This window comes from Coprobacillus sp. AF33-1AC (assembly GCF_003475785.1).
In the GTDB taxonomy this organism is placed as follows: domain Bacteria; phylum Bacillota_I; class Bacilli_A; order Erysipelotrichales; family Coprobacillaceae; genus Faecalibacillus.
On sequence record NZ_QRQB01000038.1, the window covers coordinates 1 to 14,050 of the forward strand.

Consider the following 14,050-nt stretch of genomic DNA (forward strand, 5'->3'; position numbering starts at 1 on the left):
AAGTAGACCCCCAAAGTTGAACCCCCTAAATTATTTGAATAGCCTATACTTTTTCAATTTTAATCTTCTTTTCATTGAAGTACTCTTCTATTTCTTGAGGAATACCCGAATCAGTATAAACACTTGACACTTGATCAAGTGATATCAAATTAGCCATCCCTGTTTGATGAAATTTATCAGACTCAGTGACTATAATAACTTGATTAGCTTGTTTTGCCATATCTTTAACCGCCTCACAACGCATATAATCATTTCCCGTAAAACCAGTTGTTATACTAAAACCATCAGTACCAATAAAAAGTTTATCTACAAAAAAAGTCGCAGCACACTTAGACATCATTGGTCCCACCATCACTTGTGATTCGTGTTGGTATTCACCACCCAATAAAATAATTTTTATTTGGAAATATTTACGAACATAATCAGCAATAAATGCAGAATTAGTAATCAGTGTCACATCTTTTTTTGTTTTAGCAATCTCTAAAGCCAGCAAAGCACAACATGAACCAGATTCAATCATCAGTGTTTCACCATCATGAATCAATTCAGCTGCTTTTTTAGCTACTTCCAATTTTTGTTTATAATGATAGGCTAATCTAATATTCATATCATCACTGTTATTTAATCTAGCATAGCCATGTTCTCTAATTAATAATCCACATTCCTCTAAATAAGCTAAATCTTTTCTTATTGTCACTTGAGATACTTTTAACATTTCAGAAAGTGTTGTTACTTCTATTTTTTTGTTTTTTGTTAATAATTCTAATATTTGATTGTGTCTTTTATTCATACGATCCTTCCTTTAAAAAAAGAATATCATATTTTAATTTCATATACAACTAACCATTCTTTCATATAAAAGAAAAAATAGAACAAAGTTCTATTTTTCAAAATGAGCTGCTACTTCTTTTAATCCTTTAATAATTTCAAGATGTTGTGGACAAACACCTTCACATTGTCCACATTCAATACATTCACTTGCTTTACCAAATTTTTTAGTAAGGTTATTATAGTATTCGCCTTGTGGTGTCCATCCTTTACTTTCTACTTCTTGTAAATCGGCATTATATAATGAGAAGTATTTAGGAATATTAATATTCATTGGACATCCATCTGTACAATAAGAACATCCCGTACAAGGAATCTTAATAGATGAATTAATTTCTTTAACTGCTTTTTTAATTAAAGTATATTCTTCATCATTTAAAGGTTTAAAATCACTCATATAACTTGTATTATCTGTTAATTGTGCCATATTTGACATACCACTTAAAACAATTTTAACATTATCTAAGCTGGCAACAAAACGAATAGCCCAAGATGGAATAGACATATCCGGATGATATTCTTTAAACATCTTTTCTACACTTTCAGGTACATTAGCAAGTGTTCCTCCCTTAACTGGTTCCATAACAAATACAGGAATATGATGTTTTGTAGCTACTTCATAACATTTACGTGATTGCACACCTGCGCTGTCCCAATCAAGATAATTAATTTGTAATTGTACAAATTCAAATTCTGGGTGTTCAGTTAAAACTTGATCAAGAAGTTCTGGCCCATCATGAAATGAAAAACCAATTGTTTTGACTAATCCTTGTTTTTTCTTTTCTTGAAGCCAATCAAAAACTTCTAAATTATTATAAGTTTCAATGCTATGTGAATTAATATCATGAATTAAATAATAATCAAAAAAATCTACTCCTGTTTTACTTAATTGTTCATTGAAGATTTTGTTACGATCTTCTTTTGTTTTAATAAAACCTGAATGTAATTTTGTAGCAAGTGTATAGGCATCTCTTGGATAACGTGAAACCAATGCTTCTTTAGCAGCATTTTCACTAGCAAAGCCACAATACATCCAAGCTGTATCAAAATATGTAAATCCTTGTTCAATAAATGAATCAACCATTTTTTTAGTTTCTTCAATATCAATTTTTGATGGATCATTTGCATCTAATGATGGTAATCTCATCAATCCAAATCCTAATTTCTTTTCCATAACCTTTTCCTCCTATTTCATTATAAACCTTAAACTTAACTTGAGGACAAGTATTTTTTGAAGTTATTCACATTGTGAATAATTATGTGAACAACTGAGTTTTAGTAAATATTGATTTTAAATTTAGTAAATGCTAGAATACAGTTAGATTGGAGGTATTTATGGCTACAATTAAAGATATTGCGCATTTAGCTGGTGTATCAAGTGCAAGTGTATCAAGAATTCTTAACAATGATTTGACATTAAATGTGCCTCAAGAAACTCGACAAAGAGTTATTGATGCAGCAAACCAGCTTGGCTATAATAAAAAAAGAAAAAAGAAAATAATAGAAACTGTCATGACAATCGGCATTATTCAATGGCTATCACCTGTTCAAGAAACTGAAGATCCCTATTATTTAAGTATCCGTCAAGGTGTGGAAGAATTTTGTTTTCAAAATAAAATTGGAATTAAAAGAGTTTTTCAAACCGATATTGATTACTTAAATCATTTAGATCATATCCAAGGACTTGTATGCATTGGTAAATACAGTCAACAAGATATAGAACAATTTAAAAGAATATGCCCTAATATTATTTTTTTAGATATGAATATCGAACCTATTCATGAATGCTGTATTATTTTAGATTTTAAAAATGCAATCAAAAAAGCAATGGACTACCTTACTATTAAACATACTGCTATCGCTTATCTTGGTGGTAAAGAATATATTAACGAACAACTTTACCCTGATCCTAGAAAACAATATTTTGAAAAATACTGTCTTGAAAATGATATAAAATATACAATTTTAGAGGAACAGTTTTCCATTGAAGCTGGTTTTAATATGACCAATGAGTTAATTATGAACAATCAATTACCAACTGCTATCTTTGCTGCTAGTGATCCAATTGCAATTGGAGCTTTAAGAGCATTAAAAGAACATCATATAAAAGTACCTGAAGATATTTCATTAATGGGATTTGATAATATTGAAACAACGAATTATACTGATCCCCCACTTACTACCATTTTTGCACCAACATTTGATATGGGATATATGGGAGCAAGACATCTTTTTGATGCCTATAATCGACATGAAAACTTATCTCCTATAAAAATACTCATGCCATGTTTTTTAATCGAAAGAGAATCATGTAAATAAAAATCCTGCCTTAATAGGTAGGATTTTTTAGCATGTATTATGATTGAATTGTATTTTTGATTAAATTCAGCATTTGGTTAATTGTAATACCTTCTTTTTCTAAAATATCATGGAAATCATAACGATCTAAGAATTCTTTTTTGAAACCATAGTTCTTTACTTTTACATCACTTAATCCAAAATAACGACTGATTTTTTCACCAAAGCCACCATCTAGAATACCATCTTCTAAAGTAATAATTAATTGATAGTCTTTTAATGAAGTTAAAACTGTTTCATCGATGCCAGTAATATAACGAGGATTAATAAGTGTCGGTATAAATCCACATTGTTTTTCAACTTCACTGGCTAATTCTTCACCAATTTGATAGAAGTCACCTAAGGCTAAAATAGCCACTTTCTCACCTAATTTTTCAATTTTATAACGATTTAACTGACTATAATCTTGATCTACTTCTCTGTCATCTTCAATCACACCATTACAAGGAACACGAATGGCTACTGGATACTGATTTTGTTCAATTGACCAATCAAGCATTGCAAAATATTCTGCTTTACTTGTAGGTGCCAAATAAATAAGATTTGGAATATTAGACATCATCGCAATATCGTAAATACCTAAATGAGTAATGTCATTCATACCATAAATGGATGCCGTATTTACAATAAGTGTAGCTGAATTTTGATTAATACATAAATCTTGACTAATTTGATCATAAGTACGTTGCATAAAACTCGAATGTGTCGCAAAAATAGGTTTACCACCATTTTTAGCAATACCCGAAACTAAAGCAATCCCATGTTCTTCAGCAATTCCAACATCAACAAATTGCTTTCCTGCTTGTTTTCTTTTATCTTCAGTAAATCCAATATTAGTCGGTACCCCTGCAACCACAGCAACAACACGAGGATCTTTTTTCATTTTATCAAGTAGATAATCACATGTTAAATCACCATAATTTTGATGATATGTTGTATCTAATGGTTGTCCATTTTCTTGGTTAAAAGGCATGCACCAATGCCAATCTTCTTTATGAATTTCTGCTTCATGATAACCTTTCCCTTTAATTGTATGAATATGAACAACAATTGGATGGTCGATATCTTTAACTTGATTAAATGTTTCAATAAGTTTTCCTATATCATTACCTTCATCTAAATAAATATAATCTAAATTCATCGCTTTAAAAAGATTAGTTTCACATTGTCCTTTTGTTTCTCTTAATTCTTTTAAATTGTGATATAAACCACCATGGTTCTCTGCAATTGACATATCATTATCATTAACAACGATAATAAAATTACTATGTAATTCACTAGCAAAATCTAATCCTTCTAATGCTTCTCCACCACTTAAAGAACCATCACCAATAATGGCAATAATATTTTCATGACCGCCAGCCAAATCACGTCCCTTAGCAAGACCTGATGCTAAACTAACAGATGTAGAAGTGTGTCCTACATTAAAAAAATCATGATTACTTTCTTCAGGATTTGTATATCCTGAAACATCACCAAAATGTTCATCAGCTACAAAAGCATCTTTTCTTCCCGTCAACATTTTATGACAATAGCTTTGATGTGATACATCAAAAACAAATTTATCAATAGGAGAATTAAATACATAATGTAAAGCAATTGTTGCTTCTACCATTCCAAAGTTAGGTCCAAAATGACCCCCTTTTTTACTTAAACGATTCATTAAAGCTGATCTTAAATCATCAGCTAATTCATTTAATTCAGATAAATTTAATTGTTTTAAATCTTTTGGGTTATTAATCTTTTCTAACATAAAATAGCCTCCATCTCTTTAAGATGAGGCTATTATAAAGTTTAAAGTTAACTTCAAGTCAATATGCTTTTTAAATTAAATTATATTTTTTTAGTTGTTCTTCTATTTCGTGTTCATCAATAAAACATCCCATTTGTCCAAGTTTAATTGATGGTTTCGTTTTACCATGAAAATCACTACCACAAGTATACATCAAATGATTTTTAATAGCCTTACGATAAAAATAATCATTAGTTTCTTGATTATGATAACTTGAAAAGGATTCTACGCCATCAATACCTAATTTAATCATATCATCAAACACTTCAAATCTTCCTTTTAAGTTTTGTCCAGGATGTGCTAAAACTGCAATCCCGCCATCATGATGAATTAGGTCAATTACTTTGTTTAAAGAGGGAAAAACAATCGGTACATAACAAGGTCTCCCTTGTGAAAAATAATCCCAATAAAAGTTAACATAAGGATTATCACTACGACTTCCTCCTTGACGATAAGGTTTTAATAACTCATGATCATGATATCGTTCGTCATTTAATAAAAGCTCTCCAAACATTTCACCGGTATAAACACCCGTATTCGTCAACTCAGCAAGTTTATCTCGATTAACTTGAAAACCTAATTGTTCAACAAGTTGAATCTTCTTTTCACTAGCTTGCAACTCTTGATTTAATATAGCATCTCCTAATTCATTAAATTGGCTAGATGAAATACCATAACCTAAAACATGCAAATCAATATCTTTAAAAGTACAATCAATTTCAATAGCTGGAATATAACTCATACTATATTTATTTGCTTCTTTCAAAGCTTCTTGATTAGCTTTTACATAATTATGATCAGCAATAGCCATAATTTTTATGCCTTTTTGATGAGCCATTTCAACTAACTGACAAGGTGTATATTCACCATCATCACTATAATAACTATGCATATGCAAATCAATAAATTGGTTCATATTTTTCTCCTTCATATTACAAAGTATGGGCTAATAAACCTTCGTTCCACCAACACCTCTTACCTTTAAAACATGGCAAGAATCTTTACCAAAATACTTTTCAATTTGTTGTTTATAAGTATCAACATAATCATCTTCTACAAAGGCTTGAATTGTTCCTGCAAAACCACCACCATGTACACGACAAACACCATGATTTTTTAAAATATCCTTAGATAAAGCCAAAGCTAAAGAAACCGCTTGTTTTGTAGTATATTGATTAGAATAGATATTTTGTAAATATTGGAATGAACTATTTCCTGATTCACTAATAATCATTTTGAATGTTTCGAAATCTTTATTGTTTAATGCCGATACAATTTTTTCAACACGCTTATTTTCTGCAAATAAGTGAATAGCACGTAAAACTGCTCGATCATTTTGTAAAGTTTCTCTTATTTGAGGAATATGTTGATAAAATTCTTGTTCATCTACATCGCGTAAAAATTCTTTATTAAAATAATGAGCGACTTCTTTCATTTCATAAGGGATAGAAGCATAATCTTGTGTTAAATCGGCATGAGACGCATGTACATCAACAATACATAAACTATGTTTAAATTCTTTAAAATCCACATTTATTTTTTCAACAAATGGTTGCTGAGGATCTTTAAAATCAATATGAATTAAGCTTCCGACCGAACAAGCACATTGATCCATTAGACCACAAGGTTTGCCAAAATATACATTTTCTGCATATTGGCCAACTTGACCAATGACAACAGGATCAATTTTCATTTCATTATATAAACCTGATAAAATTGTTCCAATCATTACTTCAAAAGCAGCTGATGAAGAGAGTCCTGATCCTTGTAAAACATCACTTGTCATATATGCATTAAAGCCACCAATTTGATATCCTAAATCTTGATATTTTGCGAGTACGCCACGAATAAGTCCTTCTGAACTTTCTTTCTCATTTTCTTTCATTTCTAAATCATATATAGGAATTTCACGAATATCATAATCATCCGATAATACTTTAACTCCTTTATCTTTTTTAGAAACAACTGCAATCATATCAAGATTGATTGCTGCAGCAAGGACTTCACCATGTTGATGATCAGTATGATTACCACATACTTCACTTCTTCCAGGAGTACTATAGATTTCAACTTCTTGATCACCATATACTTCAATATATTTGTGAAGTGCTTGAATATATCTTTCTTTTTGTCCTTCAATAAGATTTGTATCAACATAAATTGTTTCAAATGTTGAATTAAGTTGATTGTTTTTAATATCTTCAATAATTAAACTCGCTTTTTTCATTATTTAATCACCTCAAACTTATATGATGTTGTTTCATCATATAAATCTCCTTTCTTTAAAATTGTACTTGGATTTTTTTCAATATGAATCGCATCTGGTAAATTTTGAGTTTCAATACAAACAGCATCTCTTTGATAATAATGTTGTCCTTCTTTGCCTAAACGACCATCTAAATAATTGGCTGTATAAATTTGAGCCCCTGGTAAAGTTGTTGATACTGTTAATTTTCTACCTGTTCCTTGATGAAATAATTCCACTTGATTTTCTTTTTTATTGAAAATAAATGGATGATCAAAACCATTACCCAATTTTAACTGCTCATCTTCCATCTCTACTCTTTCACCAATATAAGAAAATTCATTAAAATCAAATGGTGTATCAGTTACATCTCTCATTTTGCCAGTTGTTAAACCATCTTTGTCTACACATGCAAATTGATGAGCATGTACTTTTAATAAATGTCGATAAATATTTTCTCTTTTACCTGATAAATTAAAATATGAATGATTAGTAATATTGATCAGTGTGTCTTTTGATGAAGAAGCAAGATAACGTATCGTAAGTGTATCATGATTCAAAGTATAGATTGCTTTAAAATCTAGTTCTCCAGGATAACCTTCTTCACCATCTTTAGATACATAATGAAATTCTATTGTGTAATCATTAACAATTTGGTAATCAAATACTTGATATGAAAAGCCCTTAATCCCACCATGTAATGAATTAGGACCATTATTAATAGGCAGATGATATGTTTCACCATTTAATGTAAATTCTCCCTTTTTTATACGATTAGCCACTCTACCAACTAAAGCACCAAGATAGGCATCTAAGGTTTGATATTGACTGAAATCATCATATCCTAAAACAACATCATCTCTATTTCCTTCTTTATCTTTCATTAAAACTTTAACAATTGTACATCCATAATTAGATACAACGATTTCTAATTCATCATTTTTCATTGTAAGTAAATCAATTTGATCATCTATTTTTTTTGTTACTGTAATCATATTTATCTCCTCTTATTCTATATTTTCTACAAAAGAAACAAAGGCACCGATGCCTTCATCATTCATTTTGAAAACACCAGCATCTTCTAATACTTGAACATATTTATTGGTAAGTTCTTGACTTAATATTTCGTCTACATTTGTTTTACTCATTTGGTATTGATTTTTTAATTGTACATACCATGATTTATGTTTTTTTATTTCATCGATTTCATCAATATTCTTATTACCTAATAAACAATCTTTCAATAAAGTTAATTCATTTTTTAATCGTGCTGGTAAAACAGCAAGTCCCATTACTTCAATTAAACCAATATTTTCTTTTTTAATATGGTGCAAATTTTGATGAGGATGGAAAATGCCGTCAGGATATTGTTCATTTGTACGATTATTTCTTAATACAATATCCATTTGATATTCTCCATTTACCATTCTTGCAATAGGCGTGACGGTATTATGTCTTGTTTGATCACTATAAGCTAAAATTTGTAAAGAAGGATTACTATAATGAATCCAATTACTTAATATCTTATCACTATATTCAATCACATCCTCTTTATTTTTAGAAGTCAAACGAATTGTTGATAAAGGCCATTTAACAATTTCAATTTTTAATTGAGGAAAAGCATCTTGATGTATTGTTTTAATAATTTCTGCTTTTTCTATTGGAAAATGATGACATCCACCTTGAAAATGATCATGACTTAAAATTGAACCTCCGACAATTGGTAAATCAGCATTACTTCCTAACATGTAGTGTGGAAACTGTTCAACAAAAGAAAGTAATTTTTTAAATGTCTCTTTATTGATTACCATCGGTATATGCGATTCATTAAAAACAATACAATGTTCATTGTAGTAAACGTAAGGTGAATATTGTAAATAGTATTGACTGTGATCTAGTTCTACAGGGATAATACGATGATTTTGTCGTGCTGGATGATTCATTCTTCCTGCATAACCTACATTTTCTTTACATAATAAACATTTTGGATACCCTCTCGATTTTACATTTTTCATTTTTGCAATTTCTTTAGGATCTTTTTCAGGTTTAGACAAGTTAATTGTAATTTCAAATTCGCTATATTGACTAAAACGTTTAAAAGAGATATTTTTTTCAATTCTTTCTTTTCGAATATAATGAGAACTTAAAGACAGATGATAGAAATACTGAGTAGCTTCCCTTGGTGAATGTAAATAAAGCTGATTAAACTGATTAATGACTTCACTAGGTCGTGGCATAAGACAATTCATAATCCGCGTGTCAAACAAGTCACGTTCAGTAACAGTATCGTTAATAATACCATGAAGACATGCATAATCTAGCATATGATTTAAAATATCATCACATCTTTCTAATGGTTCGCAAATGGTTTCTTTTTGAAAATCTTCTAGTTGAAACAAATCTAATAATAAGTTAATGCTGTAATCTTGATCCCATTTGCTTATAAGTTGATGTTGTAATCCATATTGGATAAGTCGATTTATTTGATGATTCATATTTATCCCCCATTCATACACTATAATTGTATCATTTAAGTAAACAAAGTCAATTATATTTACTAAACATTTAAGTAAATATAATCAGTTTTACTAAACAAAAAAAGACACTTCGTTATGTAGTGCCTTTAATCTAATTCTGTTTTCCCTGTATATAATTCATAATAACGACCCTTATTATTTAATAAATCGTCATGATTTCCTCGTTCAATAATTTTACCATGATCCATGACCATAATTGCATTTGCATCTTTAACAGTTGAAAGACGATGTGCTATTACAAATACTGTTCGATTTTCCATTAAGCGATCCATTCCCTTTTCAATTAATTTTTCAGTTCTCGTATCAATAGAACTTGTCGCTTCATCAAGAATCAAAACTGGTGGATTAGCAATAGCTGCTCTTGCGATTGCTAATAATTGTCGTTGTCCTTGAGACAAGTTTGCCCCATCACCACTTAAATAAGTATCATATCCTTGAGGCAATCTTCTAATAAAACCATCAGCATTAGCAAGTTTGGCTGCCTCCTCTACCTCCTTATCACTCGCATCTAACTTACCATAACGAATATTATCTCTAATAGTACCACTAAATAAATGTGTATCTTGTAAAACAATAGATATAGAATGTCTTAAATCATCTTTTTTAATTAATTTAACATCAATACCGTCATAAGTAATACTTCCTTTATTGATATCATAAAAACGATTAATCAAATTAATAATTGTTGTTTTTCCAGCACCTGTACTTCCTACAAAAGCAATTTTTTGACCCGGTTTAGCAAACAATTCTATATTTTTTAAAATCATATGATTTTCTTGATATCCAAAATCAACATGATGAAAACGTACATCTCCTTTTAATTCAACTAATTCAACAGTTCCATCTTTTCGAGGATGACGCCATGCCCAATGTCCAGTATTTACATTAGTTTCTTCCATTAAACCATTTTCATTAATATTGACCCTGCATAAAGTAACTTGACCTTCATCAATTTCTTCTATCTCATTCATCAAATCAAATATTCTTTCAGCCCCCGCCATCGCAGCTAAAATAAAGTTAAGTTGTTGTGTAAACTGATTAATTGGCATGGCTGTTTGTCTAACAAACACCAAGTAAGACGATAAACTACCAATATCCATCACACCATTTATTGCAAACAATCCACCTACAGTTGCAACTAAAGCATAATTAAAATATGAAATACTCACTACAGTAGGAATAGTTCTTCCAGAGAAGGTTAATGCTTCTACTGCTTCATGAAATAAATCTTGATTTTTTTGATCAAATTCTTTTGAATTTTCTACTTCATGATTGAATACTTTAACAACTTTACTCCCATCTATCATTTCTTCAATAAAACCATTGAGTATCCCCATAGAAGCTTGTTGTTTTTTAAAATATATTTTGCTTTTTTTAGTAAGATATTGGATTAAAAAATACATGACAATCATTGAAGCAAATACAATAAGAGATAATTGCCAACTTAAAACAAAAATTAAAAATAAAGTTCCTGTAATCATAATAAAACTTTGAATCAATGTATCAAAGCAATTATTTAAAGCATCTTGAACCGTGTCTAAATCATTAGTAAATCGACTCATGATTTCTCCATGAGGATGTTGATCAAAATACGTAATAGGTAATTTTTGCATTTTAGAAAATAAATCATTTCTCATTTCTTGAACAATACTTTGCGCTGTATGAACCATGAGTTGTTTATAAATAGCCGTACTCGTTGCCCCAATAAAATAAATAATAGCCATAAAAATAATAAATTGAATCAAACCATGAAAATCATTTTTTAATACATATTCATTAACGACTGTTTTAATCGAATAAGTTCCCCATAAACTAATTGAAGTACTCATAATAACTAATAAAGCAATTAAAACAAATGATATTTTATGTAAACCGATATATTTTTTAAAAGAAGCTAACGTTTTTTTTAGATTTTTTGGTTTAGCACTTGTTATTTGTCTTGCCATTATAAATCAACTCCTTTTAATTGAGAATAATAGATATCTTGATATATACTGTCATTTTTTAATAAATCATCATGACTACCTACAGCATGTATTCTACCATTATCTAAAATAATAATTTGACTGGCATGTTGTAGCGACGAAACTCTTTGAGCAATAATAATTTTAGTTGTATCTTGAAGTGCATTTAAAGCATTTTTGATATATGTTTCGGTTGCAGTATCAACAGCACTTGTTGAATCATCTAAAATTAATATTTTAGGATGTTTTAGTAATGCCCTTGCGATACATAATCTTTGTTTTTGCCCTCCTGATAAATTTGTTCCACCCTGTTCTAAGTAAGTATTATAACCATCAGGAAAACGTTCAATAAACTCATCAGCACAGGCTTGTTTACAAGCCCATTTTATTTCCTGCTCACTTGCATCTTTATTACCCCATAATAAGTTTTCTTTAATTGTGCCTGAAAATAAAGTATTCTTTTGTAATACCATAGCCACATTGTCTCTTAACACTTTTAATGAATAATCTTTGACATTATGTAAGTCAATACATACTTCTCCTTGACTTACGTCATACAAACGATCAATAAGCTGAACTAAGCTTGTTTTAGCCGAACCAGTTCCTCCTAAAATACCAATAGTAGAACCAGAGTCAATGTGTAAATTAATATCACTTAAAACATTTTCTTTGGCTTCTTGGTTATATTTAAAATAAACATGTTTAAAATCAATTGTTCCTGAATTAATGTTCATGAGCGGTTGAGGGCAATCTTTAATACTTGGTACTTCATCCATCACTTCTAAAATACGTTCCATACTAGCAATTGATCTTGCTATCATTAAAAAGACGTTGGAAATCATCATTAAGGCATTTAATATTTGTAATACGTAACTTAAAAAACCTGTTAATTCCCCTATTTTCATTTCACCAGCAAAAATCATTTGACTACCAAAAAATAATAAACAAACAATCGTTGTATACATCATGTACTGAAATAAAGGCATATTCATTACTGATAAACGGAAAGCTTTTTCACTATGATTTCTTAATTGTTGATTAATACGAGCAAACTTACTATTTTCATAATCACCTCTAACATAGGCTTTAATAGTTCTTATCGCAATAAGGTTTTCCTGGACTACTGTATTAACTTCATCAATATTGGCTTGCATTTTTCTAAACATTGGACCTACGTTTTTAACAATATAATAAAGTCCTATTCCTAAAACAGGGGCAACAATAATAAATACTAATGCAAGTTTTGCATTAAGTTTAATTGTTAAAAACAATGCCATTAAAAACATGAATGGGGCTCTTACTAACGGTCTAAACCCATTACATATCGTATTTTGAAGAATAGTCACATCACTGGTTAATCTTGTAATTAAAGAAGAAGTAGAAAAATGATCACTATTAGAAAAAGAAAATTTTTGAACTCTTTCATACTCTTCTTTTCTTAATTCCTTACCAAATCCTTGACCTGCCTCAGCTGCATAACGTGAATATAAAACCCCTAAGATTAACGCCAAAACAGCACAAATAGCCATCATGATTCCTTGTTTAATAATGTATATTGAATTATTTTGCATAACCCCATAATCAATAATATTTGCCATCAATACCGGGATAATTAATTCAAATACTGTTTCACCAATAACACATAAAAAAGCAATAATAAATTGTTTTTTATATCTTTTAGCATAAGAAAAAAAACGTCTCATCATAAAAAAACTCCTACTTTAAATCCTTATTAGTTAAATTTTTATACATCCTAGATAAATAATCCTTAAATTGATCTATTTCTTGAGGGCTAAAACCTTGTAAAGAAACATGTTCCACCTCTAAACAATGTTCATTCCATTTATCTAAAGCATTTTTCCCTAATTCAGTAATATTAAGTTGATAAGCTCTTTTATTACTAGGATTGATTTTCCTTGTTAACATTTTCTTTTTTTCTAAGTTATCAATCATCTTGCTTACTGTTGCTGGTTCTATATCGCACTCTAATGCAATGTCTTTTAATTTACAATTTTCATGTTGATTTATATATCGTAATACTTTCGGTTGTCCTGGTGATAGATTATAAGTTTCCATCACATTCCAATTTTTTTGTCTTTGTGCATGTTGTGTTTTAAAAAGCATTAAATAAAATGGTATTTTCATAAGCTCTCCTCTTTACATTAGCATCCTAACTATTAGCAGCCTAACTTTATAACTGATTGAACTTATTGTCAATTAAAAAACAATTTTTATTATCAAATTTGTTATTTACCATACTATAACGATTATAGATATATTGGCGCTTTAAATAATCGAGTGCTTTTATGAAAATCGCTATAAAATA

At 29.5% G+C, this 14,050-nt stretch carries 11 protein-coding genes; 1 reads left to right on the forward strand and 10 read right to left on the reverse strand.

From position 1 onward, the window contains the following. Positions 1-43: 43 nt before the first annotated feature. Positions 44-790, reverse strand: coding sequence for a DeoR/GlpR family DNA-binding transcription regulator (locus tag DWZ53_RS10585; RefSeq protein WP_118434138.1), 747 nt, complete (start codon positions 788-790; stop codon positions 44-46). 90 nt (positions 791-880) lie between these two features. Further along, complete coding sequence (locus DWZ53_RS10590; RefSeq protein WP_118434139.1) at positions 881-2,002, reverse strand: aldo/keto reductase; 1,122 nt, start codon at positions 2,000-2,002, stop codon at positions 881-883. Between the two features lie 161 nt (positions 2,003-2,163). Between DWZ53_RS10590 and DWZ53_RS10595 the strand changes: the two genes are divergently transcribed. Next, positions 2,164-3,147, forward strand: a complete 984-nt coding sequence (locus DWZ53_RS10595; RefSeq protein WP_118434140.1) for a LacI family DNA-binding transcriptional regulator — start codon at positions 2,164-2,166, stop codon at positions 3,145-3,147. 37 nt (positions 3,148-3,184) lie between these two features. Here DWZ53_RS10595 and DWZ53_RS10600 read toward each other — a convergent pair whose 3' ends face one another. From DWZ53_RS10600 to DWZ53_RS10635, 8 genes are all read right to left on the reverse strand, one after another. Beyond that, on the reverse strand, positions 3,185-4,939 hold the full coding sequence (locus DWZ53_RS10600) for a 1-deoxy-D-xylulose-5-phosphate synthase (RefSeq protein ID WP_118434141.1): 1,755 nt from the start codon (positions 4,937-4,939) through the stop codon (positions 3,185-3,187). Positions 4,940-5,009: 70 nt separating this feature from the next. Next, positions 5,010-5,894, reverse strand: a complete 885-nt coding sequence (locus DWZ53_RS10605) for a PHP domain-containing protein (protein ID WP_118434142.1) — start codon at positions 5,892-5,894, stop codon at positions 5,010-5,012. Positions 5,895-5,924: 30 nt separating this feature from the next. After that, positions 5,925-7,205, reverse strand: coding sequence for a galactokinase family protein (locus tag DWZ53_RS10610; RefSeq protein WP_118434143.1), 1,281 nt, complete (start codon positions 7,203-7,205; stop codon positions 5,925-5,927). Beyond that, entirely contained in the window at positions 7,205-8,218 is a 1,014-nt protein-coding gene (locus DWZ53_RS10615) for an aldose epimerase family protein (protein ID WP_118434144.1), read from the reverse strand. The genes DWZ53_RS10610 and DWZ53_RS10615 overlap by 1 nt, the downstream gene beginning before the upstream one ends. A gap of 12 nt (positions 8,219-8,230) precedes the next feature. Next, the gene (gene galT, locus DWZ53_RS10620; protein ID WP_118434145.1) at positions 8,231-9,718 is read right to left on the reverse strand and encodes a UDP-glucose--hexose-1-phosphate uridylyltransferase; all 1,488 of its coding nucleotides are present in this window, start codon (positions 9,716-9,718) and stop codon (positions 8,231-8,233) included. Positions 9,719-9,846: 128 nt separating this feature from the next. Continuing rightward, positions 9,847-11,706 carry an ABC transporter ATP-binding protein gene (locus DWZ53_RS10625; RefSeq protein WP_118434146.1) on the reverse strand — a complete coding sequence of 620 codons (1,860 nt, stop codon included), beginning with the start codon at positions 11,704-11,706 and terminating at the stop codon, positions 9,847-9,849. Beyond that, positions 11,706-13,430: an ABC transporter ATP-binding protein gene (locus DWZ53_RS10630; protein ID WP_118434147.1), complete on the reverse strand. Its 1,725-nt coding sequence runs from the start codon at positions 13,428-13,430 to the stop codon at positions 11,706-11,708. Before DWZ53_RS10630 ends, DWZ53_RS10625 begins: the two co-directional genes overlap by 1 nt. A gap of 10 nt (positions 13,431-13,440) precedes the next feature. Next, a complete protein-coding gene (locus tag DWZ53_RS10635; protein ID WP_118434148.1) occupies positions 13,441-13,869 on the reverse strand; it encodes a MarR family winged helix-turn-helix transcriptional regulator in 429 nt (142 codons plus the stop codon). Between the last annotated feature and the right edge of the window lie 181 nt (positions 13,870-14,050).